The 22882-nt window shown below is 66.3% G+C and carries 22 protein-coding genes; 10 read left to right on the top strand and 12 right to left on the bottom strand.

All coding sequences use genetic code 11. The features are described 5' to 3' along the window. Window positions 1-2: 2 nt before the first annotated feature. A complete protein-coding gene (locus WC729_RS15570; protein WP_372854356.1) occupies window positions 3-536 on the bottom strand; it encodes a GAF domain-containing protein in 534 nt (177 codons plus the stop codon). A 217-nt stretch (window positions 537-753) separates the two neighbouring features. On the opposite strand from WC729_RS15570, the gene WC729_RS15565 reads away from it, so the two are divergent. Then, window positions 754-1188, top strand: coding sequence for a VOC family protein (locus WC729_RS15565; protein ID WP_372854354.1), 435 nt, complete (start codon window positions 754-756; stop codon window positions 1186-1188). 121 nt (window positions 1189-1309) lie between these two features. On the opposite strand, the gene mfd is transcribed toward WC729_RS15565, so the two are convergent. Beyond that, window positions 1310-4765, bottom strand: coding sequence for a transcription-repair coupling factor (mfd, locus tag WC729_RS15560; RefSeq protein ID WP_372854352.1), 3456 nt, complete (start codon window positions 4763-4765; stop codon window positions 1310-1312). Between the two features lie 160 nt (window positions 4766-4925). After that, a complete protein-coding gene (locus WC729_RS15555) occupies window positions 4926-5192 on the bottom strand; it encodes a succinate dehydrogenase assembly factor 2 (protein ID WP_372854350.1) in 267 nt (88 codons plus the stop codon). A gap of 73 nt (window positions 5193-5265) precedes the next feature. Here WC729_RS15555 and recG point away from each other — a divergent pair, with 73 nt between their 5' ends. Next, window positions 5266-7326: an ATP-dependent DNA helicase RecG gene (gene recG / locus WC729_RS15550; RefSeq protein WP_372854348.1), complete on the top strand. Its 2061-nt coding sequence runs from the start codon at window positions 5266-5268 to the stop codon at window positions 7324-7326. Between the two features lie 2 nt (window positions 7327-7328). Here the strand turns inward: recG and WC729_RS15545 are convergent, their stop codons facing one another. From WC729_RS15545 to serS, 7 genes are all read right to left on the bottom strand, one after another. After that, a complete protein-coding gene (locus WC729_RS15545; RefSeq protein WP_372854346.1) occupies window positions 7329-7658 on the bottom strand; it encodes a PilZ domain-containing protein in 330 nt (109 codons plus the stop codon). Between the two features lie 65 nt (window positions 7659-7723). Beyond that, window positions 7724-8902, bottom strand: a complete 1179-nt coding sequence (locus WC729_RS15540; RefSeq protein WP_372854344.1) for a M23 family metallopeptidase — start codon at window positions 8900-8902, stop codon at window positions 7724-7726. Between the two features lie 45 nt (window positions 8903-8947). After that, entirely contained in the window at window positions 8948-9268 is a 321-nt protein-coding gene (locus WC729_RS15535) for a PilZ domain-containing protein (RefSeq protein ID WP_372854342.1), read from the bottom strand. A gap of 128 nt (window positions 9269-9396) precedes the next feature. Continuing rightward, window positions 9397-10632 (bottom strand): tyrosine--tRNA ligase, encoded by a 1236-nt coding sequence (tyrS, locus tag WC729_RS15530; RefSeq protein WP_372854340.1) that lies wholly within the window; start codon window positions 10630-10632, stop codon window positions 9397-9399. Between the two features lie 36 nt (window positions 10633-10668). Beyond that, window positions 10669-11727 (bottom strand): peptidoglycan DD-metalloendopeptidase family protein, encoded by a 1059-nt coding sequence (locus WC729_RS15525; protein ID WP_372854338.1) that lies wholly within the window; start codon window positions 11725-11727, stop codon window positions 10669-10671. Window positions 11728-11736: 9 nt separating this feature from the next. Further along, a complete protein-coding gene (surE, locus tag WC729_RS15520; protein ID WP_372854336.1) occupies window positions 11737-12501 on the bottom strand; it encodes a 5'/3'-nucleotidase SurE in 765 nt (254 codons plus the stop codon). Further along, on the bottom strand, window positions 12501-13778 hold the full coding sequence (gene serS, locus WC729_RS15515) for a serine--tRNA ligase (RefSeq protein ID WP_372854334.1): 1278 nt from the start codon (window positions 13776-13778) through the stop codon (window positions 12501-12503). The genes surE and serS overlap by 1 nt, the downstream gene beginning before the upstream one ends. A gap of 90 nt (window positions 13779-13868) precedes the next feature. On the opposite strand from serS, the gene WC729_RS15510 reads away from it, so the two are divergent. From WC729_RS15510 to WC729_RS15495, 4 genes are all read left to right on the top strand, one after another. Continuing rightward, window positions 13869-14309 carry a host attachment family protein gene (locus tag WC729_RS15510; protein WP_372854332.1) on the top strand — a complete coding sequence of 147 codons (441 nt, stop codon included), beginning with the start codon at window positions 13869-13871 and terminating at the stop codon, window positions 14307-14309. A 306-nt stretch (window positions 14310-14615) separates the two neighbouring features. After that, a complete protein-coding gene (locus tag WC729_RS15505; RefSeq protein WP_372854330.1) occupies window positions 14616-15263 on the top strand; it encodes a hypothetical protein in 648 nt (215 codons plus the stop codon). A 548-nt stretch (window positions 15264-15811) separates the two neighbouring features. Further along, a complete protein-coding gene (gene dksA / locus WC729_RS15500) occupies window positions 15812-16276 on the top strand; it encodes an RNA polymerase-binding protein DksA (protein WP_372854328.1) in 465 nt (154 codons plus the stop codon). Window positions 16277-16356: 80 nt separating this feature from the next. Then, a complete protein-coding gene (locus WC729_RS15495; protein WP_372854326.1) occupies window positions 16357-16731 on the top strand; it encodes a PilZ domain-containing protein in 375 nt (124 codons plus the stop codon). Window positions 16732-16797: 66 nt separating this feature from the next. Here WC729_RS15495 and WC729_RS15490 read toward each other — a convergent pair whose 3' ends face one another. Then, window positions 16798-16953, bottom strand: coding sequence for a YdcH family protein (locus tag WC729_RS15490; protein ID WP_372854324.1), 156 nt, complete (start codon window positions 16951-16953; stop codon window positions 16798-16800). 176 nt (window positions 16954-17129) lie between these two features. On the opposite strand from WC729_RS15490, the gene WC729_RS15485 reads away from it, so the two are divergent. Next, entirely contained in the window at window positions 17130-17327 is a 198-nt protein-coding gene (locus WC729_RS15485) for a YdcH family protein (protein WP_372854323.1), read from the top strand. A 117-nt stretch (window positions 17328-17444) separates the two neighbouring features. Beyond that, entirely contained in the window at window positions 17445-17894 is a 450-nt protein-coding gene (locus WC729_RS15480) for a DUF1465 family protein (RefSeq protein WP_372854322.1), read from the top strand. A 53-nt stretch (window positions 17895-17947) separates the two neighbouring features. On the opposite strand, the gene WC729_RS15475 is transcribed toward WC729_RS15480, so the two are convergent. Beyond that, complete coding sequence (locus tag WC729_RS15475) at window positions 17948-18907, bottom strand: NAD(P)H-dependent flavin oxidoreductase (protein WP_372854320.1); 960 nt, start codon at window positions 18905-18907, stop codon at window positions 17948-17950. 120 nt (window positions 18908-19027) lie between these two features. On the opposite strand from WC729_RS15475, the gene WC729_RS15470 reads away from it, so the two are divergent. Further along, on the top strand, window positions 19028-21616 hold the full coding sequence (locus WC729_RS15470) for a M1 family metallopeptidase (RefSeq protein WP_372854318.1): 2589 nt from the start codon (window positions 19028-19030) through the stop codon (window positions 21614-21616). Between the two features lie 67 nt (window positions 21617-21683). Further along, a complete protein-coding gene (locus WC729_RS15465) occupies window positions 21684-22859 on the top strand; it encodes an RsmB/NOP family class I SAM-dependent RNA methyltransferase (RefSeq protein ID WP_372854316.1) in 1176 nt (391 codons plus the stop codon). Window positions 22860-22882: the final 23 nt, after the last annotated feature.

The raw sequence follows: 22882 nt of genomic DNA, 5'->3' as shown, positions 1-22882 counted from the left end.
GCTCAGCCCGCCCGGCGCAGCTCAGGCGGTTCCGTGCGGGCTCTCGCGGTGGCGGGAAGAATGTCGAGCACGGTGCCCAGTGCGCGAGCCAAGGCGGAAAGCAGCATGATCGATCGGCCGTCGATATCGTGGCGGCTGCGCCAATAAGCGCCGATGGCGGCGCTCGGGATCGGCGTACCGACGGGGAACATCGCCATGCTGCGCACGAAGGTGGACAGATAAAGGTTCAGCGGCACACGCGCGTCATGCTCGATATCGGGGATGACGATCGGCCGGTTGTGCAGGATGGCGAGGCCCGAGATACAGCGCTCGATCGGGAATTGCTGACCGGTCCATAACGGGCTGATCGCATCCTCGGCGATATACGCGACCTCGTCGCCGATACGGCGAATGACCGTGACACCCTCGGCGCCGGTGACATGCCGAGCGGTTTCCCGCACCACCTCGATCGCGCCCTCGACCGATCCCGCCCCCTGCATGCGAGCGATGGTCTCGTGCAGCGCGTTCCAGCGCTGGAGATAGGCTATCTGCCCCATGGATTCCCCCCTTTGCGGGGCCAATGTCGCAAGTCGTTGTGAAGGATCGGTAATCGAACGATCCATATTGGAGGTTTTTCAGGCGCGCCTCCGCCATCGGATGCGGTCGGTCGTGCCGGAATGGCCGCTCGAATCCTGCGCCTGCCCGACAAATCAACGCGACCTCGGGAACAGGTGGCCGGCTTCTCCGTTCGGTTCGCTAACCCAGGAGGAGAGCATGGAAGCACAGGAACTTCATCGTGGCAGGCTGATCGACCATATTCAGCTCGTGGTGCGCGACCTGCCAGCAAGCCGGCGTTTTTACGGGGCGGTCTTCGACGTGCTGGACGTGCCGATCGGCGGGGAGTCCGACGACTATTTCTGGGTGGACGAGCTGTTCGTCTCGACCGCCGACAGCAAGGCGGCACAAGGGCATTTGACCGGGCGGCATCACCTGGCGTTCCAGGCGGCGGACCGCGCGATGGTCGAGGCCTTTCACAAGGCGGGGCTGGACGCCGGCGGGAAGGACAATGGCGCGCCGGGCGAACGGCCCTATCACCCCGGCTATTACGCCGCCTTCCTGATCGATCCGGACGGCAACAATATCGAGGCGGTCTTCCACGGCGAGGCCGAGCGCAGCGCGCCCTCGGTGAAGATCACTTTCGAAATGTGATCGCACAATCAAGGGTCGTCACCCCGGGCTTGTCCCGGGGCCACTGTGCCGCGATCTCAATGACCGGAGAATTTGCGGCACGGTGGATGCGGGAACAAGTCCGGCATGACGGACTGAAGGGCTACCCCGCCGCTTTGGCCAGCCCCTTCGACAGCTGCAGCGCGCCGTTGAGACGGGCCTTGGGGTCGCCCCAGGTGCGGTTGATCACCAGCTTGGAGTCGGGCCGCAGCTTCGCGACCCCGTCGAGCCGCGCGATCCAGGCAAGCAGGCCGTCGATGTTGGGCGGCTTGTCGTCGTGGAAGCTGACCAGCGCGCCGCGCGGGCCGACATCGATCTTTGCCACGCACGCCTTTTTCGCGTTGAGCTTGATCTCGATGAGGCGGATCAGATTCTCGGTCGGATCGGGCAGCGGACCGAACCGGTCGATCAGCTCGGCGGCGAAGGCCTCGATCGCCTGGGATTCGTCGAGATCGTTCAGGCGCCGATACAGGCCCATGCGCAGGTCGAGATCGGGGACATAGTCCTCCGGGATGAGGATCGGCGCATCGACCGTGATCTGCGGCGAGAAGTCGCGCGGGCGCTGGGCAAGGCCGCCGGCCCTGGCGTCCATGATCGCCTCTTCCAGCATCGACTGGTAGAGTTCGTAGCCGACTTCCTTGATATGCCCCGACTGCTCGTCGCCGAGCAGATTGCCGGCGCCGCGGATATCAAGATCGTGGCTGGCGAGCTGGAACCCCGCGCCGAGGCTGTCGAGATCTGACAGGACCTTGAGACGCTTCTCCGCCGTCTCGGTGACGATCCGATCCGGCGGGGTGGTGAGATAGGCATAAGCGCGGGTCTTCGCCCGGCCGACGCGCCCGCGCAGCTGATAAAGCTGGGCAAGGCCGAAGCGATCGGCGCGGTGGATGATCATCGTGTTGGCGCTTGGGATATCCAGGCCGCTCTCGACGATGGTGGTGGAGATCAGCACCTCGAACTTCTTGTCGTAGAACGCGGACATGCGTTCCTCGACTTCGGTCGGGGACATCTGGCCGTGCGCGGTGACGGCCCGCACCTCGGGCACATGTTCGCGCATGAACTGCTCGATATCGGGAACATCGGCGACGCGCGGCGTGACGAAGAAGCTCTGCCCGCCGCGATAATGCTCGCGCAGCAGCGCCTCTCGCAGCACGACCGGGTCCCATGGCATGATATAGGTGCGAACCGCGAGGCGGTCGACGGGCGGGGTCTGGATCACCGACAACTCGCGCAGGCCCGACATTGCCATCTGCAAGGTGCGTGGGATCGGCGTCGCGGTGAGCGTGAGCACATGGACGTCGGTCTTGAGCGCCTTCAGCCGCTCCTTGTGGGTAACGCCGAAACGCTGTTCCTCGTCGACCACGACCAGGCCCAGCCGCTTGAACGCGACCGATTTGGCGAGGATCGCGTGGGTGCCGATCACCACATCGATCGTGCCGTTCTCGATGCCTTCGCGCGTCGCCTTGGCCTCGGCGGCGGGAACGAGGCGGGAGAGGCGGCCGACATTGAGCGGGAAGCCCTCGAAGCGCGCAGTGAAGTTCTGGAAATGCTGGCGCGCGAGCAGGGTGGTCGGGCAGACCACAGCGACCTGCAGTCCGGACATCGCCGCGGCAAAGGCAGCGCGGAGCGCCACCTCGGTCTTGCCGAAGCCGACATCGCCGACGACGAGCCGGTCCATCGGCGTGCCGGTGGCAAGATCGCCGAGCACGTCGTTGATCGCGCGATCCTGGTCTTCGGTTTCCTCGTACGGGAAACGATCGACGAAGCTTGCATAGCCGCTCTGGTCGGGTTCGATCACATCGGCGGGACGAAGCGCGCGTTCGGCGGCGGTCGCGATCAGCTCGCCCGCGATCTCGCGGATCCGCTCCTTCATGCGGCTCTTGCGGCGCTGCCAGGCCTCGCCGCCGAGCTTGTCGAGGCTCGCGCCTTCGCTGTCCGAGCCGTAGCGCGACAGGACTTCGAGATTTTCGACCGGCACGAACAATTTGTCGCCGCCGGCATAGGTCAGCGCGACGCAATCATGCGGGCTCTGGCCGACCGGGATCGAGGTCAGGCCTTCATAGCGGCCAATGCCGTGATCGACATGGACGACCAGATCGCCGGGCGTGAGCATCGCCAGTTCGGCGAGGAAGGCGTCGGCGGATTTCTTGCGCTTGGCGCGGCGGACGAGGCGGTCGCCGAGCATGTCCTGCTCGGTGAGGAGGGCTACGTCCGGGGTGGTGAAGCCATGATCGAGCGGCAGGACGATCAGGGCGATTCCCTTGTCGGCAGCGCTGAGCGCTTCCTGCCAGGTATCGACTTTGATCCCGGCCTTCAGCCCATGATCGGCGAGAAGCGACGACAGCCGCTCGCGCGCGCCGGTCGAGTAGCTGGCGAGGATCGGCTTGCGGCCGTCGCGGCGGAGCGTCGCGATGTGATGGACGACGGCTTCATAGACATTCGCACCGCTCGACCGTTCCGCACCGAAATCGCGCGGACCGTCGACATTGAAGTCGAGGACGGTGGCGCTTTTGGGCTCATGGAACTGGGTCGTGAGATGGGCTGGGGTCTCCTGCAGCCGCTCGGCGAAGTCGTTCGCGGTCAAATACAGCGCGTCTGGCGGAAGCGGCCGGTAACTGCCGGGATCGCTCGACTGCGCCTTGACGCGATTGGCATGGTAATCGGTGATCGCCTCGAAACGCTGCTCCGCCGCACCGAGCACGCCAGCGTCGCGGACGACGACGGGATCCGCGCCGAGATGGTCGAACAAGGTCGCCATCTTCTCTTCGAACAGCGGCAGCCAATGCTCCATGCCCGCAAGGCGGCGGCCGTCGCTGATCGCCTGGTAGAGCGGATCGCCGGTCGCGGTGGCGCCGAAGCGCTCGCGATAGCGGCTGCGGAAGCGCTTGATGCTGTCCTCGTCGAGCAGTGTCTCGGAGGCGGGGAGCAGGGTGAAGCCCTCGATCCGGCCGGTGGTGCGCTGGTCGGCGGGGTCGAAGGTGCGCACCGATTCGATCTCGTCGCCGAAGAAATCGAGGCGGAGTGCCTGTTCGGCGCCCGAGGGGAACAGGTCGACCAGACCGCCGCGCACCGCGAACTCGCCCGAATCGGCGACGGTTTCCACCCGGACATAGCCATTCGCCTGAAGCTGCTCGGCCAGGCGATCGCGGCCGATGCGCTCCTTGGGGGCGAGGGTGGCGACGAGCTGGCGGATGCGAAACGGGGTGAGGGTGCGCTGGGCGGCGGCGTTGGCGGTGGTGAGGAGGAGCTGCGGGCCCTTGGTCGGTTGCTGCAGGCGGTGCAGCGTGGCCATGCGCTCGGCCATGACATGGAGCGTCGGCGAGGCGCGGTCATAGGGAAGGCAGTCCCAGGCGGGGAAGGTCAGGACTTCCAGCTCGGGCGCGAACACGGCAGCAGTCGCCGCGATGGCGCGCATCGCTGCCTCGTCGGGCGCTATGAACACCGCACGGGTTTTCGCGGCGCGGCCCAGGTCGGCGAGCAGCCACGGCTCGAACCCCGTCGGCACGCCGGCAAGGGTGAGGGGCGTCCTGGCCGAGAGAATCTTGTTCAGGTCGGGCATTCTTGCTCCCCCCTCCTTGAAAGGGAGGGGTTGGGGGTGGGTGCGCGCGTCTGCGCGCCTTCTAAGACTCAGGGGCGCTTCGTTGGAGCAAGGTTCGAGGCATCGAGCCTTGCTGCCCCACCCCCAACCTCTCCCCTGAAGGGGAGGGGCTTTTACGGGGTCAGCGGGAAATCGGCACGTACGTCAAAACACGCATCGCTTCCATGATCGGCCCTTCGTACCGCGCCGGGCAGATATCGGTGCCGATCGCCCAGGCCATGATGTCGACATCCTGCTCCTCGAGCAGTTCCTCGAACAGATCGATCTCCGTGTCGCTCCATCCGGACGAGGCGGCGTCGCAGAAACCGCCGATCAGCAAATCGGCTTCCTTGGTGCCGCGGTGCCATGCACGAAAGTGCAGGCGTTTCAGGCGGGTTGCTCGATCCATATATTTCCAACGGCAATTGGCCGGCGGTGCTTGGAGCAACCGTCGGCTGGGACTAGGTAAGGGTCAGATAGTCATGCGGCCCGATATCCTCAATCCATTGTTCGCCGAGATTACGGCATTGAAAGGCGTCGGCCCCGGGCTGGCCAAGCCGCTGGACAAGCTCGGCCTGCACCGCGTGCTCGACATAGCCTTCCATCTGCCGACCGGCTGGATCGACCGGGTGCCCCGCGAAGAGCTCGACATGGCCGATGCCGGGCGGACGATCGCGATCACCCTGACCGCGGTCGAGCACCGTTCGGGCAATGGGCGGGGGCCGGCCCGGGTCCGTGCGGTCGATGCCAGGGGCAACTACATCAGCCTGATTTATTTCGGCGGACATCCGGGCTGGTCGAAGAAATTGCTGCCGACCGGTGAGCCGCGCCGGGTGTCGGGACGGCTGGAGATGTACGGGCAAGAATTGCAGATGGTCCATCCGGACTATGTGCTGCCGCTCGACGAGGCGCCCGATGTTGGCGAGCGCGAGGCGATCTATCCGCTATCGGAAGGGATCACCTCGCGGCGGATGGGGCAGTTGACCGCGCAGGCGGTAGAACGGGCACCCGATTTGCCTGAGTGGATCGAGCCGGGGCTTCTGGCGAAACATGGCTGGCCGTCGTGGCGCGAGGCGCTGGCCCGGGTCCATGCCGATCCCTCCGACGCCAAGGCGAAGGATCGGCTGGCCTATGACGAGCTGTTCGCCAACCAACTCGCGCTGATGCTGGTGCGGCAATCGTCCAAGGCGCGCCGGGGCAGGGCGCTTGCCGGCGACGGGCGGCTGCGCGACGCGCTGGAACTGCCTTACACGCTGACGCGCGCGCAGGCGCGGACGGTGCGCGAAATCGAGGGCGATCTGCAACAATCCCAGCCGATGTTGCGGCTGCTCCAGGGCGATGTGGGATCGGGCAAGACGCTGGTCGCGGCGATGGCGCTGCTGATGGCGGTCGAAGCCGGGGCGCAGGGCGCGCTGCTGGCACCGACCGAGATCCTGGCGCGCCAGCACTATGATACGCTTCGACGCCAGCTCGGCGGCCTGCCGGTCGAGATTGCCGTGCTGACCGGGCGTGACAAGGGCAAAGTGCGCGAGGCGACCCTGATGGGGCTCGCTTCGGGCGCGATCCACATCCTGATCGGCACCCACGCGATCTTCCAGGAGGCAGTGACCTACAAGGACCTTGCCCTGGTCGTCGTGGACGAGCAGCACCGCTTCGGCGTGGCGCAGCGCATGATGCTCCAGGCCAAGGCGGACAGGCCGCCCCACCTGCTGGCGATGACCGCGACGCCGATCCCCCGCACCCTGACCCTCGCCAATTATGGCGAGATGGACGTCAGCCAGCTCGACGAGATGCCGCCGGGGCGTCAGCCGATCGAGACGCGCGTCATCTCCGAGGAGCGACTGCCCGAGATCGTCGATGCGCTGGCGCGGCATCTGTCGGACGGCGGGCAGGCTTATTGGGTGTGCCCGCTGGTCGAGGAAAGCGAGAAGAGCGATCTCGCGGCGGCAGAGGATCGGGCGGAGACGCTCCGCGCACGGTTCGGCGACCGGGTCGGGCTGGTACATGGCCGGATGAAGGGGCCGGAAAAGGACGCAGTGATGGCGGATTTCGCCGGCGCGCGGACTGGTGTGCTGGTGGCGACGACGGTGATCGAGGTCGGCGTCGACGTGCCCAATGCGACGCTCATCGTGATCGAGCATGCCGACCGCTTCGGCCTCGCTCAACTCCACCAGTTGCGCGGGCGCGTCGGGCGGGGGAGCGGGCGGTCGATCTGCCTGCTGATCCGCGGCAACCAGCTCGGCGAGACGTCGCGTGCGCGGCTGGCATTGATGCGTGAGACCAATGACGGGTTCCGCATCGCCGAGGAGGATCTGCGGCTGCGCGGCGCGGGCGAATTGCTCGGCACGAAACAGTCGGGCGAGGCCGGGTTCAGGCTGGCGACGGCGGAAACGCTCGAGGCCCTGCTGCCGGCGGCCGCCGCCGATGCGCGGCTGCTGATCGATCGCGACGGCGGGCTGGAAGGACCCCGTGGGCAGGCGGCGCGGACGGCACTGTACCTGTTCGAGCGCGACGCGGGCGTGGCGTTGTTGCGCTCGGGCTGAGCTCAGCGCCGGGTATCGGTCTCGCGGGTGAGCATCGTCACCACCTCATAATAGCTCTCCAGTCCGATCGGCTGCTCGAGTTCGCACCCGATCCGCCCGCCGAGCGACCAGCGAACCTCGGCGAAGCACATGCCGATGACGGGCAACAGGACCTGAATCCGTGATCCGGCGGCAAGTGCGGTATCGCACCGCGCCATCAGCCCGTTGGCGGAGAGATCGACGATCACCAGCGACAGCGGCTGGCCGGCGGGGCCGACGGCGCGGGTGCGGTGGCAGACGGGAACACGCTCGTCGATTCGTTTGTCGGTGATGGAATGGCGTTCCAAACCCATGAATTTGTCCTCGGAACCACGGCGAATACACGGCCGCGTACCTTCATGGAGTGGTCCGGACGCGTTTAACGCCGCGTTGTCGCGGGACTAAGGGATTCCCCTGCATCGAAGGAAAGCACCGTGTTGAAGCCGGGCCATTCCCGCCGTCGTTCGGGCGCGAAATCCTTCGTCGCGCGCCAGGCCTCCTTGCCGAACTGGGCCATGTCGTCGATTCGCCCGAGCAGGGTGAAGCGGTCGAACACGAACGGGATGCCTTCGGCACCGAGCAGCGAATTCGCCTCGGCCAGATGGAAATGGAGATGTGGCCCGGTGGTATCGCCGGTAAAGCCGAGCGCGCCGATCACCTGGCCCCGACGAACCCGCTCGCCCGCCCTGACCCGCACGCTGCCCGGGCGCAGATGCTCGTAAAAGGCGATCTGCCCGCCCTGCAGGCGCAGCGCGATGTAATTGCCCGCCCCTTCGCCAAGCGGGTGGGCGGGGTTGCGGGAGATCTGCGCGCTCTCGGCCATGTCGTTGCGCAACCCGACGATCACGCCGTCCGCCACCGCGAGCACCTTGTCGCCATAGCCGAACGCGTCGCTGGTCCTGTCCGCGTCCCCGGCGGTGGTGCGTCCTTGTGAGTCCAGCCGGATGAAATCGATCGCATAGCGGCCGGGCAGCCGCGCGCGCCCGTCGATCGTGTAGAACACCCGCCGATGGCCGCGCGGCCAGGAAGGGTCATGCACCGCCGCCCAGGGGCCACCGGCCAGAGGCGGTCCGAGCATGACGGGCAGAGCGCTCTCGACCTTCAGTGCTGCGCTTTGGGTCGTGAAGATCGCGTTGCTGCCGGCCATCCCATAGTCGACGATGTGGCGAAGCACCCCCGGCACGGCCGTCAGCGACACATCCGCTTCCACGAACAGCACGGCGCGCTGTCCGGGCGCGATGGCCCCCTTGCCGGACAGGAGCGTCAGCCGCTGGCCCAGCGCGTCGCCGGCGAAGTCGGCGAGGGTCTTGCCTGCCGGGTCGACGACGCGGACTCGCTTCACCGCAAGCGCTTCGTCGCTGAAATTCGTGAAATGCAGCTCGTAAACGAGCTGAGCCTTGCCCTGGAGCTGTACCGGTGTCGGCGCCCGTGGGACGGAGATGTCGAACGACTGCCTGAGCCCTGGAGAAGGGCGGTCTTGCGCCGTTGCGACGGCACAGAGCGTCAGCAGGCCCGGCGCCAGCCAGTGACTCAGTCGTTTGATCGAGAAGGGCTGCATGGTCGCCCCTTGCTCGCACGCTGGCGCGTGCGGTTCAACCGCGAGTCAGCGACCGCGCAGCAGCACCGCGAGCAGGTCGTAATAATCGGCCAGCTCGATCGCGTCGTCGAGTTCGCAGCCGATCCGGCCGCCAAGCAGCCAGCGGATCTCGGCGGAGATCACGCCCACCACCGGCAGCGTGATCGTCAGCCGGTCGCCGATCTTGTACGGCACGTCGCACCGCGCCATCAGGCCCAGCGCCGAGATATTGACGATCAGCAGGTTCACCGGGCGCGCGTCGGGACCGAAGGCGCGCGTACGGAAATGCACCTCGTCACGCGGCGTGCCGCGCTCGTCTACCGGTCTCGCATTCCCGAATGCCGCCATTGCTCACTCCCTAGAGCAGCAAGGCTACAGCGCAGGAATGAATCCGCTCGAAACGAAACTGTTTAACGACACCTTGCCCCGTTCGCGAAGCGCTGGCGCATCAACGGCTTAGGTCGGGAGCTTAGGTATTAACCCTGTGCCGCGACCAGAAGCCCATGATGCTTCTTGCCCGCGGCGATGCGCACTGGGTCGACGCCCACCCGGATGGTCAGCGCTTCGTCGGTCACCTTTTCCGCCCCGACCCGTGCGCCGCCGCCTTTGATCAGCCGCCGCGCCTCGCCCTTCGACGCGCACAGGCCGAGCGCGACGAGTGCGTCGACGATAACGATCTCGCCACCCTCGACCATATAGGTCGGCAGCGAATCCCCGGCCGAACCCTCTTCGAAGGTGCGGCGCGCGGTTTCGGCTGCCTCGATGGCGGCATCTGCACCGCGGCACAGGCTAGTGGCGGCGTCCGCCAGGATCTTCTTGGCGTCGTTGATCTCGGCGCCCTGCAGCCCCTCGAGCCGCGCGATCTCGTCGAGCGGGATGTCCGTGAACAGGCGCAGGAATCGGCCGACATCGCGGTCGTCGGTGTTCCGCCAGAACTGCCAATAGTCATAAGCGGAGAGCTGGTCTGCGTTGAGCCAGACCGCGCCGTTTGCCGTCTTGCCCATCTTCGCACCGTCAGCGGTGGTGATCAGCGGCGTGGTCAGCCCGAACACTTCGCTGCTGTCGATGCGGCGCGTCAGCTCGATGCCGTTGACGATATTGCCCCATTGGTCCGATCCGCCGAGCTGCAGCCGGCAGCCGATACGGCGCGACAGCTCCAGGAAATCATAGGCCTGGAGGATCATGTAGTTGAATTCGAGGAAGGTCAGCGGCTGCTCGCGATCGAGCCGCAGCTTGACCGAATCGAAGGCGAGCATGCGGTTGATCGTGAAGTGCCGGCCGACGTCGCGCAGAAACGGGATATATTCGAGCGCGTCGAGCCAGTCGGCATTGTTGACCATCACGGCGTCGGTCGGGCCATCTCCGAAGGTCAGGAAGCGTTCGAACACGCCGCGGATCGAGGCGATGTTGCCGGCGATCGCGGCATCGTCGAGCAGCCTGCGCGATTCGTCCTTGCCCGACGGATCGCCCACCTTGGTGGTGCCGCCACCCATCAGCACGATCGGCTTGTGCCCGGCCTGCTGCATGCGGCGGAGCATCATGATCTGGACGAGGCTGCCGATGTGCAGCGACGGCGCGGTGGCGTCGAAACCGATATAACCGGGCACGACCTGCTTGTTCGCAAGCGCATCGAGGCCGGCGGCATCGGTGAGCTGATGGATGTAGCCGCGCGTCGAGAGCAGGCGGAGCAGATCGGAGGTGAAGTCAGTCATGATGCGGCGGCGCTTAGCATTCGTCGGCGCCTGTCGCTAGCGCGGCGGCAATTGTCCGAGCGGATCGACCGGCGTGCGCCCCTTGCGCATCTCGAAATGCAGTTCCGGCCGGTCCGCCAGCCCGGAATCGCCCGAGGTAGCGATGGTCTGGCCCTTCTTCACCGCCTGTCCACGCTGGACGAGCAACTGGCTGGCATGCCCGTAGACGGTGGTCCAGCCATCGCCATGCTTCAGGATGACCAGTCCCCCGAGATTGGCCACCTCATTGCCGGCATAGGCCACCACGCCATCCGCAGCCGCCAGGATCGGCGTGCCGAGCGGCGCGGCGATCTTGATGCCGTTATAGCGCTCGCCGCTCGCGCCGGGCCCGAAGCGCGCGACGATATTTCCCCTGAGCGGCCAGGCAAAGGCGCCGCGCAGCCGCGCCGGCTCGGCCAGCGCGGCGGAGGAGGGGAGGACTCGGACCGGCGAGCTGGTCGGCTTGGCGGGGCGCTGGTTCGTGGCCAGCGCCGGCTCGCCACCGGTCACGATGTCGTCGACATCGAGGCGAAAGGCAGCGGCGCGCTCCGCCACGGTCTGCGGGCCGCCGGGGATCAGCACGCGCATGCCAACGCGCAGCGTATAAGGCTCGCTCAGGTCGTTCGCCGAGATGATCCGCGACCAGTCGACGCCGTAAGCGCGCGCAATGGCGATCCCGGTCTCGCCTGCGCGGACCAGATGATAGCGGCCTGCCGGAATGGCGAGCCGCTGGCCCGCGCGGATCACGAAGGGCGCCGTCAGGCCGTTGGCGCGGGCAATCGCTTCCGATCCGGCACCGGTACGGTCGGCGATGCCGCGCAGCGTGTCGCCTGGCTCGACGACATAGCTGCCGGCGCCGATCGTCTGCGCCGTGGCGCTGACCGGACGCGCCTGCCAGGCGGGCGGCGCGGTGGCGGGGCTGCGCACATCGTCATCGATGCTCTGGCGCTCATAGGAGATCGGCGGCGGCCCATAAGAAGGATCGGCCGATTGGCTTTGCGGGATACAGCCGGCGAGAAGCGCGAGCAGGATCACAGGCATGACGTGGCGCGCGCGACTCTCGTGAAATCCCCCCATGCGCCCCCCTTAGCTATAGGCGGCGTTAAGCATAGCCAGTGATTCCACGTGTGTCAGGTCGAGATGCAGCGGCGTCACCGCGACATAGCCGTCGGCGACGGCTTCCAGGTCAGTCGAATGCGCAGGCGTCTCGACCGTCGGCCCAAGCGCGAACCAGTGATATTCATAGCCGCGCGGATCGCGATTGGTGACGATCTGCAGCCGCCCGTAATCGCGCAGGCCCTGGTTCGCGACGCGGATGCCCTTGACCGCATCCGCAGGCCCTGCCGGGAAATTGACATTGACCAGCGTGCGCGGCGCGAGCGGCGCATCGATCAGCGGGCGCAGTGCGCGCTCGCCCCAGGCGGCGGCTGCCTCGAACGGCACGGTATCGCCCATGCCCTCGCGCGAATAGACTTGGCTCAGCGCGATGGAGCGGACGCCCGCAAGCGCCCCCTCCATCGCCGCTGAGACGGTGCCCGAATAGGTGACGTCCTCGGCCAGGTTTGCGCCGCGATTGACGCCCGACAGGATCAGGTCGGGCGGCGAATCCTTCATGATCCGCGCCAGCGCCATCATCACCGAGTCGGTCGGCGTGCCCGCAACCGCAAATCGCCGGTCGGAGAAGCGCCGCACGCGGATCGGCCGGGTCAGAGTCAGCGAATGGCCTGCGCCCGACTGCTCCTCGGTCGGGGCGACGATCCAGATGTCGTCGGAAAAGGCCGAGGCGATCTCCTCCAGCACCTCGAGCCCCGGGGCGTGATAGCCATCGTCATTGGTGAGGAGGATACGCATCAGGCTGGCTCCAGCCGGTTCAACCCACGCAGATAAGGCTGGAGGGCGTCGGGGATCGCGACGGACCCGTCCTCCTGCTGGTAATTCTCCAGCACCGCGACCAGCGTCCGCCCGACCGCGAGGCCCGATCCGTTGAGCGTATGAACGAAGCGCGTCGCCTTCTCGCCCTCCGGCCGATAACGCGCATTCATACGGCGGGCCTGGAAATCGGTGCAGGTCGAGCAACTCGAAATCTCGCGGTAGCGGCCTTGGCCGGGCAGCCATACTTCGAGGTCATAGGTGCGCGCTGCGGTGAAGCCCATGTCGCCGGTGCACAGCTTCATGCGGCGGAAGGGCAGGCCGAGCGCCGTCAATATACCCTCGGCACAACTCGTCATCCGCTCATGCTCGCCTTCAGAGGCGTCGGGCGTGACGATCGAGACCATTTCGACCTTTTCGAACTGGTGCTGGCGGATGAAGCCGCGCGTGTCGCGGCCCGCCGCGCCCGCCTCGGAGCGGAAACACGCCGTGAGCGCAGCGAAGCGCAGCGGCAATTCGCCCTCGGTCAGGATTTTCTCGCGCACGATATTGGTCAGCGAAACTTCGGCGGTCGGGATCAGCCAGCGGCCATCGGTGGTGCGAAACATGTCCTCGGCCGCCTTGGGCAGCTGGCCGGTGCCGAACACGATCTCGTCCTTGACCAGCAAGGGTGGCACGACCTGCTCGTAACCATGGCCGTCGCACAGCTGGTCGAGCATGAACTGGCCGAGCGCGCGGTGGAGCCGTGCCGCAGCGCCCCTCACCAGGGTAAAGCGCGCGCCGGCAAGCTCGACGCCGGTCTCGAAATCCAGGCCAAGTGCCGGACCGATCGCATCATGCTCCCTGGCTGCGAACGCGAAGGCGCGTGGTGTACCGTGCTCGGCGATCAGCGCATTCTCGTCTTCGTCCGCGCCATCGGGCACATCCGCCAGCGGCAGATTGGGCAGGATAGCGAGCTTGCCGTGCAATTCCTCGCCAAGCGCCTTCTCCTCGGCCTCGATCGCCGGCAGCCGCTCCTTGAGCGCGGCGACCTCAGTCATCAGCGCGGCAGCAGTCGCCTCATCCTTCGATGCCTTGGCCGCGCCGATCGCCTTCGATGCCTCGTTGCGGCGGGCCTGGCCGGCCTGCGCCTCAGTGATCAGTGCGCGGCGGCGCTCGTCCAGGGCGACCAGGGTATCGGCCACCGGCGCAACCCCGCGGCGTGCAAGGGCGGCGTCGAAGGCGGCGGGGTTTTCGCGGATCAGGCGGATATCGTGCATGGCGGCAGGCTATGGCGGGGGCTCGGCGCGCGCGCAACCCGTGGCACTGCCGGGGCGTTATCCCGGTATCACAGCCGAAAGGACCCCTTGATGCAGATCCCCCACAACGCCGCCGTGCTCGTCGTCGATGGGCGCAAGATGCTGTTCCTGCGCAACGAGGGTGACGCGGTCTATCCGAACCTGGTGGTCGAACATGCCGAGGAACAGGCGAACCCGAAGGACAGCGACCAGAAGAGCGACGCGCCCGGCTTGTCCTATTCCAGCGTCGGCAACGGTCGGAGCACGATGGACGAAGTGGATTTCCACCAGCAGGAGGAGGACCGCTTCGCCGTCGATGCGGCCGATCTGCTCAGGCGCCGCGCGCTGGCCAACGAGTTCGAATCGCTGATCATCGTCGCGCCGCCGCGCATGCTCGGGGAGCTGCGCAAACATTATCATGCTGAAGTGAGCGCCCGGATCACCGGCGAACTCGACAAGGATCTGACGAATCACCCGATTCTGGAGATCGAATCGGCGATCAAGGCTGCCTGACAAACAAGAAAGGCCCCCGGGTTGAGCCGGGGCCTTTTTCCGAATGCCGCGCCTGAAGGTCAGGCCGTAGCGTCGGCCTTCTTGGCGAAGCGCTTGCGGGCCACCAGCGCCGCTGCCGCCGCGCCGAACAGGAGAACCATCGGCGGGGCGGGAACCGGTGCCGGCGGACCGCCGCTCGATCCGGTCGAGCCGCTGCTGCCATGATGGCCGCTGCTGCTCCATCCGCCGTTCGAGCTCCAGCCGCTGCTCGTGCTCCAGCCCTTGCTGCTCGATCCATGACTGGACGAGCCGTAGCTCGACGAGCTGGTGCTGCCGCTCGTGCTCGACCCGCTTGAGGTGCTGCTCGACGTGCTGCTCGAGGTGCTGCCGGAGGTGCTCGAAGATGTGGAAGAGGAGACGCCGCTTGAGGTGCTCGACGACGTCGAGGACGAAACGCCGCTCGATGTCGATGTCGACGACCCGCCGGTGCTGGTCGAGGTGGAAGAGCCGCCCGTGCTGGTCGATGTCGACGATCCGCCGGTCGAGGTGGAAGACCCGCCCGTCGAGGTCGACGAGCCGCCCGTCGAGGTCGACGAACCACCGGTCGAAGAGCCGCCGGTCGAGGTTGACGTCGACCCGCCGCTCGACGTCGACGAAATGATGATGCCGCTGCTGCCGCTCGATCCACCGCCGCCGAAGAAACCGCCAGCGAAGAATCCGCCGCCGCCGCCAAAGCCGCCGCCACCCCCGACAACCGCCGCCGCACCGCCGCCGCCGCCACCGCCCGACACCATCGGCATCTCGCCGCTGGAACCCGCAAAACTGGGGGGCAGGGGAATCGGCGCACCCTGGCTGGTGACCGTGACCACCGCAGGCGGGCAGGTCGCGCGGGTCTGCGTCACGACTCGGCGGACGCGGCTAATCTTGCGCGCGGCCACCTTGGTGCGAACGACTCGCTTCGGCGCCTTCTGCTGATAGACCTGACGGGTCTGGGTTTGTTCGGCCACATGCACCGCGCCGCCGCCGACCAGGGCACCGCCGCATGTGCAGGCACATAGTTTAGCCAAGGCCATCCGCACGGACATGTTCGTCACTCTTTCGCTATCGATCCCAAGATGAGCCAAACCATCCGGCCCACCGCGGCATCTGACGTGTCGCTATTCATCAAAGTGCCGAACAAAGAATTAAGTTCAAGCATGTTAACCAAGCTTTGGAGGGTCTTTGGACGATTTCCCGCGGTCACGTCGCCATTGGTTTGGTTAACGTGCCGGGATGGTACGGCTTCATGGTTAAGGCCGCTGACCTGCTCGGCTGAACGTTAACACTTTGGACTCGCGACGTGCGGACAGCCGGCTAATTCACGAAAGTGCAATGTCCCCATGTCTAAGGGCGGTCCGGCAGGGCCGGCTATAGTTTTGAAAGGCCTTGCTTGTGATGCCCGGGCGGCGCGGTTATAGGCCCGCTCGGGATGGGACGGCGGTGGAGGTGCTTCAGAGGCATCGTATCGCCGGCGGGAGAGTGGGATGGCGACGGTCTTGAATCGATTGGACGAATCCGAAAAGTTTCAGCCGCCCGCGGGCGAGGGTGGTGACGGCTATCGGCCTAATGCCGAGGAGCCCTTTATGAACCCGCGTCAGCAGGCATATTTCCGTGACAAGCTGCAAGCCTGGAAGGAAGCGATCCTGCGCGAAGCTGCAGGCACGCTGTCGCAACTCCAGGTCGATTCGCTGCGCGAGGCCGATCTGACCGATCGCGCGTCGAGCGAGACCGACTGGTCGATCGAGCTGCGCACCCGCGATCGCCAGCGCAAGCTGATCTCCAAGATCGATGCGGCGCTGCGGCGAATCGAGGAAGGCGAATATGGCTATTGCGAGGTGACCGGCGAACCGATCTCGCTCGCTCGCCTCGAGGCCCGGCCGATCGCGACGATGACGGTTGAGGCGCAGGAACGTCATGAACGTCACGAGAAGGTTTCTCGCGAAGATTGATTTCTCCTGACGTTCCTTAAGCGATTGGATACGGTTCGACGGCTATCGTCAGCCGAACGGAGGTCGTTTCGAGCGTTACGATGGACCAATATTCTCAGGACCCTTACAGCGCGGCTGCCGGCGAAGACGGCGCGCACAATCGGAATGAGGCGCGTGACAGCCTTTTTCTGATGGCGGACATGCGCGTGCCCGGCTCGCCCGATGCGATCCAGGTGCGCGTGCGCAACCTGTCGGCCGGCGGGCTGATGGCCGAATTCCCCAACGGCCTCGATCAGGGCACGCCCGTGGAATTCGACGTTCGCGGAATTGGCTGGGTGCCGGGCCGCGTGGCCTGGTCGGCCGCGGGTCGGATCGGCGTCGCGTTCGATCGGCAGATCGATCCGATGATGGCGCGCAAGCCGGTCGGGCTGGGCACAAAAACGCCGGTCTTCGTGAAGCCGGTGTTCCGCCGCTAGGTCCGTACTGGACGGGCCGGCGCCGGAAGCCCCGCGCGGGAGAACCCGCGCGAGGCGCTCGACGGCCTAAAGTGCCGTCATTTCCTCTTTTACGCGCAATTTCTGTTTCTTGAGCGCCGCCAGGGTAGCGAAGTCGGGCAGTGGTCGCTGCGACTCGGCACTGATCTTTCGATCGAGCACGGCATGCTTGGCCTCGAGGGCCGAAAAATGCGCGGTCTGCATGGAAGCGTTCCTCCTACATTGCTGGGCGGGGTATGGAGTAGAACACGCTCGTCCTTAATTGTCTTCCCAAATTTAGGTCATAAACGACATGTCGAGCCTATTTGCGCGACAATCCGATTTTGCGAGTCGCGGGCCTCACGCAATTTGCTAAGGGCGGTTGTGTGAACGGGGAACCCATGGACGACACGCAAATCGCCAAGCGTCTGGAAATCCTGCGTATCGAGCATCGCGACCTCGATTCAGCGATCGCTGCGCTGCTGGAAACCGGCTCGAGCGACCAGCTCCAGATCGCGCGCCTCAAGAAGCGCAAGCTGCGCCTGCGCGACGAGATCGCCATGCTAGAGGATCAGATGATCCCCGATATCATCGCCTGAGCCGCCGCGACTCGGGCGCCGATCCTTTATTGGGACGGCAGCGGAACCGACTCGATCAATTCCTGTGTCGCTGACGCGAACATTATGGCACCTAGTTCGGTCATGACCGGGGGGAACATGAGCGAACCGCGCATCCATCGAAAGCTGATCGACACGCTCTACATCGATGCGATGGTGCTGGCCGACGAGGCGCGCGGGTATTTCGACCAGGGCGGCAAGGCGGATCGCGACCAGCTCGATCCGATGGCGCGCGTGTCCTTCTCCTGCGAATCATTGAAGGTCACCACCCGGCTGATGCACGTCATCGCCTGGCTGCTGACTCAGCGCGCGGTCGATTCGGGCGAGATGGCGCCGCGCGACGCGCTTGACCCGTCCCGCCGCCTCGGCCCGGCGCCGGTCAGCGAGAAGGAAGCGGTCGAGGCGATGCCGCTGACCGCACAGGCGCTGATCGAGGCAAGCGCCGAACTGTATCGCCGCGTCGCGCGGCTCGACCAGGCGCAGGCGGCCAACGACGTTGCCGACAGCCCGGCCCGGTCGATGCTGGAGCGCCTGGCGGCGGCTTTCTGAATTTCTTCTCCCTCTCCCCTTGTGGGAGAGGGAACGAGGGAAGGGGCTTTAGCTCACAACCCCAGCCGCTTCTTCGCCGCGAGATATTCCCGTTCGAGCCGGTCCACCCGCACCGCGACCGATTCGACCCGGTCGACCACGCCGATGCCCTGGCCCGATCCCCAGATGTCCTTCCACGCCTTGGCCTTGCTGCCATTGCCGCCGCCGAAGTTCATCGTGCTCAGATCGCCCTCGGGCAGATTGTCCGGGTCCATGCCCGCCGCGGCGATCGATCCGCGCAGGTAATTGCCGTGCACGCCGGTGAAGAGGTTCGAATAGACGATGTCGGCCGCCTTGCCCTCGACGATGCCCTGCTTGTAGCTGGCTTCCGCGTTCGCCTCGTCGGTCGCGATGAACGGCGATCCGATATAGGCGAGGTCAGCGCCCATCGCCTGCGCCGCCAGCACCGCGTCACCCGTCGCGATCGATCCCGACAGTGCGAGCGGCCCGGTGAACCATTGACGGATCTCCTGGACGATCGCGAAGGGCGACAGCCGCCCGGCATGCCCGCCCGCGCCGGCTGCGACGGCAATCAGGCCGTCCGCGCCTTTTTCGATCGCTTTGCGCGCGAAACGGTCATCGATGATGTCATGCAGCGTAATTCCGCCCCAGCCATGCACTGCCTGGTTGAGATCCTCGCGCGCGCCGAGCGAGGTGATCACGATCGGCACCTGCCATTTGGCGCAGGTGGCGAGGTCGGCCTCGAGCCGTTCGTTGGAGCGGTGGACGATCTGGTTGACCGCGAAAGGCGCGGCCGGCCGGTCCGGATTGTCCCGATTATGCTGCGCCAGCTCCTCCGTGATGCGGTGCAGCCATTCGTCCAGCAGGCCCTGCGGCCGGGCATTGAGCGCCGGGAAGGCCCCGACGATTCCCGCCTTGCACTGGGCGATCACCAATTCGGGACCGGAGATGATGAACAGCGGGGACCCGATCACGGGCAGCCGCAGGCGATCGAACAAGGGCGGAAGGCTCATCTGCGTTTCATAGCGCAACTGATTTCACTGTCCAGCGAGCCGGGATTTGCCTTCACCGGCCAATGCCTTATTAGGCCAACACACCGGGATACATTATATCTGCTTTCGGAGTCCCATTTCATGAAATTCGTTATCGCGTCGCTGTTGCTCGGCGTTTCCACGCCCGCCCTTGCCGTCGGTCAGCTCCCCGCCACCGTCGCCCCCATCGCCTATGACATCACGGTCAGGCCCGACGCGAAGGCGATGACGTTCAGCGGCACCGAGACGGTGACGATCCAGGTCAAGCAGGCGACCGCCACGATCGTGCTCAACGCGGTCGATCTGAAGCTGGGCAAGGTCACTTTCGACGGAAAGGACATGCCCTTCACCATCGACGACACCACGCAGCAACTCACCGTGACTCTGCCGGCCCCCGCGAAAACGGGCACGCATACGATGACGTTCGCCTGGGACGGCAAGATCGGCACCACTCCCGCCGGTCTCTTCGCGATCGATTACAGCAACGAGGACGGATCGACCTCGCGCATGCTGGCGACTCAGTTCGAGGCGCCCGATGCGCGCCGCTTCGCGCCGATGTGGGACGAGCCGATGTTCAAGGCCAAGTTCACGCTCAGCGCCATCGCCCCGGGCGACCAGACGGCCTTTTCGAACATGCCCGCCGCCACGGTGACCAAGCTAACCGACGGCACCAAACGCTATACCTTCCAGCAGTCGCCGGCGATGTCGAGCTATCTGCTGTTCCTCGGCATGGGCGATGTCGAGCGCAAGACCGTGATGGCGGGCAAGACCGAGATCGGCGTCATCACCCGGCGCGGCGTGGTCGACCAGGGCGATTATGCGCTGGCCGAGGCGAAGCGCCTGCTGACCTATTACAACGACTATTTCGGTCAGCCCTATCCGTTGCCGAAGCTCGACATGATTGCCGGCCCCGGCTCGAGCCAGACCTTCGGCGCGATGGAGAATTGGGGGGCGATCTTCTATTTCGAGCCCGAATTGCTGTTCGACCCGAAGCGCGCGAGCCAGAGCGGGCGCGAGCGCATCTTCACCGTCGTCGCGCACGAGATGGCGCATCAATGGTTCGGCGATCTCGTCACCATGTCCTGGTGGGATGATCTCTGGCTCAACGAAGGCTTCGCCTCCTGGATGGAGAGCCGGTCGAGCCGCGACCTGAACCCGAGCTGGGATGCAGCCGCGACCGCGGTGGCATTCGACCGCGAAGCCGGGCTCGGCCTCGACGCGACCTCCGCCACCCATCCGATCATCCGCCATATCGAGACGGTCGATCAGCTCGGCGATGCGTTCGACACCATCACCTATCAGAAGGGGCAGGCGGTGATCGGCATGCTCGAATCGACCCTGGGCAGCGACGTGTTCCGCAAGGGCATCCGCAGCTATATGGCGAAGCACAAATACGGGAATACGGTGACCGATCAGCTCTGGGCAGAGCTGTCCGCCGCGGCGGGCAAGCCCGTTGCGGACATTGCGCATGATTTCACGCTGCAGGGCGGCGTACCGCTGGTGAGGCTGACCGGGGCGACCTGCACCGGCACCACCACCCAGGCGACCGTGACTCAAGGCCGGTTCGGGCTGGACGCCCCTTCGAAGCAGCCGCAGACGTGGCGCGTGCCGCTGACGCTCGGCCCGATCGGCGGCCCGGCGACCAGCACGATCGTGCAGGGCGCGGCGCCGACCATTGTCGCGGTGCAGGGCTGTGGCACGCTCGTCCTCAACCGTGACAAGGGGAGCTACGTCCGCGTCCAGTATGACGATGCGAGCCATGCCGCGATCGTGAAGGATTTCAGCAAGATGGCGCTGACCGACCAGGTCGGCACGCTCGGCGACGATTTCGCGCTCGGGCTGAGCGGCGACCAGTCGCTCGACCGCTATTTCGCGGTACTGGCGGCCGTGCCGGTCGACGCGAGCCCGCTCGACTGGTCAGTGATCGCGGGCGATCTCGGCTCGATCAACAATCTGTTCCAGGGCACCCCGCTCGAAGCGCCGCTCCGCGCCCGCACCATCCAGGTGCTGTCGCCGGTGATGAAGCGCGTCGGCTTCGAGGTGCAGCCGGGCGAATCGCCGCTCATCACCAATTTGCGCGAGACACTGGTCGGGCGGCTCGGTTTCAGCGGTGATCCCGACGTCGCGGCCAGGGCGCGCGCCTATGTGGCAGCGCTCGCGACCGATCCGAACGCGATCCCGCCGGCGATCCGCACCCCGATCCTGGGCGTCTACGCCGCCAACGCCACGCCGGCCGAGTGGGAGGCGCTGCTCGCCATCGCCAAGGCCGAGAAGAATCCGGTGGCGAAGAACACCTATGTCCGCCTGCTCGGCAATGCGCGCGACGATGCCCTTGCGCAGCGGGCGCTCGACCTGCTGAAGACCGACACCTTCACCGCGCCGCAAAACGCGTCGTTGATCCGCGCCGTGGCCACGCGGCATCCGGAAATGGCGTTCGATTACGGGGCGGCCAATATGGATCTGGTCAACGGGTTCATCGAGGCAGGAGCCCGCCCGGGCTTCATCGTCTCGCTGGGCGCACCGTCCAACGATCCGGCGATGCCGGGGAAAATCACCGCTTATGCCGAAAAGAACCTGCCCGAGGCGTCGCGCGCCGGCGCCGCCAAGGCGCTCTCGGCGATTTCGGTGCGCAAGCAGGGCGCGGACCGTGTACGGGCCGACGTGGCGAAATGGGTGGGTGCGGGAAACTGATCCTGGGATCGCCTGAGCTGGGGCGCTGATCGTCTCTTCGGATATAGAGACGTGAAGGAGTGATACCATGACCCCAGGAGCCCGCGTCCAGGCGGCGATCGACCTGCTCGACTCGATCGTCGCCGCCGCCCGCGATTCCGGCGCGGCGGCGGATACGCTGATCGCCCGCTATTTCGCCGAGCGCCGCTATGCCGGCAGCAAGGACCGGCGCGCCGTGCGCGAGCTGGTCTATGCCGCGATCCGCCGGCTCGGCGAGCGGCCCGAAAGCGGTCGCGCGGCGATGCTGGCGCTCGCCGCCACCGATCCGGAGCTTGCCGCCCTGTTCGACGGCGTCGGCCACGGTCCGGCGGCGATCGGCGCGAACGAAAAGGCGGCCACGCCCGGCACGGCGCCCGAGTGGATCCTCGCAAAACTGCGGGAATCCGGCCTCGACGGGGAGGAGCTTCCCGCTCTGATCGATCGCGCGCCGCTCGATGTCAGGCTCAACTGGCTCAGGGACGCACCGGACCCGATCGAGGGTGCCGAGCCGATCCCGGGCCTGCCCGATGCCCTGCGCCTGCCGTCGGGCACCAATATCGAGACGCTCCAGGCCTATCAGGACGGCGCAATCGAGGTGCAGGATGCCGGCAGCCAGATCGTCACGCTCGCGGCCAAGGCCATCCCGGGCATGCGCGTCGTCGATCTCTGCGCAGGCGCGGGCGGCAAGACCCTCGCGCTCGCCGCGCTGATGGGCAATGAAGGCGCCCTTCTCGCGACGGACACCGATCGCGCGCGCCTCTCGCGCCTGGCCCCGCGCGCGGTGCGGGCAGGGGCGACGATCGTCGAGACCCGGCTGCTCAACCCCGGCCATGAGACGGAGATCCTGTCGGACTGGTCGGAGAGCGCCGATTGCGTGCTGATCGATGCGCCCTGTTCGGGCACCGGCACTTGGCGCCGCAATCCCGAGGCACGCTGGCGCCTGACCCCGGATCGGATCGAACGGCTCACCCGCACGCAGCGCCACGTCCTGGAAATCGGCGCTGCGCTGGTCAAGCCGGGTGGTGCGCTGGTCTATATCGTCTGCTCGCTGCTCGACGAGGAAGGGGCGGGGCAGGTCTCGGCCTTTCTCGCCGATCATGCCGGCTGGACTGCCGACAGCCTCGCGCTGCCGGCCGGGCGGGCGCATGGCGCAGGTATTCGCCTCACCCCGGCGCATGACGCCACCGACGGATTTTTTGTCGCACGACTGCAACGTGCGTGCTAGCCAGAGCCATTGTGCCGAGACTG

Source organism: Sphingomonas sp. (assembly GCF_041661825.1).
Classification (GTDB): domain Bacteria; phylum Pseudomonadota; class Alphaproteobacteria; order Sphingomonadales; family Sphingomonadaceae; genus Sphingomonas.
Note: the sequence above shows the minus strand (reverse complement) of the source record. Positions and strands in the feature narration are given on the sequence as shown.

What these genes read in the sequence shown, in the direction of transcription:
- WC729_RS15570 (WP_372854356.1), bottom strand. Translation starts at nt 536, where the DNA reads ATGGGGCAGATAGCCTATCTCCAGCGCTGGAACGCGCTGCACGAGACC.
- WC729_RS15565 (WP_372854354.1), top strand. Translation starts at nt 754, where the DNA reads ATGGAAGCACAGGAACTTCATCGTGGCAGGCTGATCGACCATATTCAG.
- mfd (WP_372854352.1), bottom strand. Translation starts at nt 4,765, where the DNA reads ATGCCCGACCTGAACAAGATTCTCTCGGCCAGGACGCCCCTCACCCTT.
- WC729_RS15555 (WP_372854350.1), bottom strand. Translation starts at nt 5,192, where the DNA reads ATGGATCGAGCAACCCGCCTGAAACGCCTGCACTTTCGTGCATGGCAC.
- recG (WP_372854348.1), top strand. Translation starts at nt 5,266, where the DNA reads ATGCGGCCCGATATCCTCAATCCATTGTTCGCCGAGATTACGGCATTG.
- WC729_RS15545 (WP_372854346.1), bottom strand. Translation starts at nt 7,658, where the DNA reads ATGGGTTTGGAACGCCATTCCATCACCGACAAACGAATCGACGAGCGT.
- WC729_RS15540 (WP_372854344.1), bottom strand. Translation starts at nt 8,902, where the DNA reads ATGCAGCCCTTCTCGATCAAACGACTGAGTCACTGGCTGGCGCCGGGC.
- WC729_RS15535 (WP_372854342.1), bottom strand. Translation starts at nt 9,268, where the DNA reads ATGGCGGCATTCGGGAATGCGAGACCGGTAGACGAGCGCGGCACGCCG.
- tyrS (WP_372854340.1), bottom strand. Translation starts at nt 10,632, where the DNA reads ATGACTGACTTCACCTCCGATCTGCTCCGCCTGCTCTCGACGCGCGGC.
- WC729_RS15525 (WP_372854338.1), bottom strand. Translation starts at nt 11,727, where the DNA reads ATGGGGGGATTTCACGAGAGTCGCGCGCGCCACGTCATGCCTGTGATC.
- surE (WP_372854336.1), bottom strand. Translation starts at nt 12,501, where the DNA reads ATGCGTATCCTCCTCACCAATGACGATGGCTATCACGCCCCGGGGCTC.
- serS (WP_372854334.1), bottom strand. Translation starts at nt 13,778, where the DNA reads ATGCACGATATCCGCCTGATCCGCGAAAACCCCGCCGCCTTCGACGCC.
- WC729_RS15510 (WP_372854332.1), top strand. Translation starts at nt 13,869, where the DNA reads ATGCAGATCCCCCACAACGCCGCCGTGCTCGTCGTCGATGGGCGCAAG.
- dksA (WP_372854328.1), top strand. Translation starts at nt 15,812, where the DNA reads ATGGCGACGGTCTTGAATCGATTGGACGAATCCGAAAAGTTTCAGCCG.
- WC729_RS15495 (WP_372854326.1), top strand. Translation starts at nt 16,357, where the DNA reads ATGGACCAATATTCTCAGGACCCTTACAGCGCGGCTGCCGGCGAAGAC.
- WC729_RS15490 (WP_372854324.1), bottom strand. Translation starts at nt 16,953, where the DNA reads ATGCAGACCGCGCATTTTTCGGCCCTCGAGGCCAAGCATGCCGTGCTC.
- WC729_RS15485 (WP_372854323.1), top strand. Translation starts at nt 17,130, where the DNA reads ATGGACGACACGCAAATCGCCAAGCGTCTGGAAATCCTGCGTATCGAG.
- WC729_RS15480 (WP_372854322.1), top strand. Translation starts at nt 17,445, where the DNA reads ATGAGCGAACCGCGCATCCATCGAAAGCTGATCGACACGCTCTACATC.
- WC729_RS15475 (WP_372854320.1), bottom strand. Translation starts at nt 18,907, where the DNA reads ATGAGCCTTCCGCCCTTGTTCGATCGCCTGCGGCTGCCCGTGATCGGG.
- WC729_RS15470 (WP_372854318.1), top strand. Translation starts at nt 19,028, where the DNA reads ATGAAATTCGTTATCGCGTCGCTGTTGCTCGGCGTTTCCACGCCCGCC.
- WC729_RS15465 (WP_372854316.1), top strand. Translation starts at nt 21,684, where the DNA reads ATGACCCCAGGAGCCCGCGTCCAGGCGGCGATCGACCTGCTCGACTCG.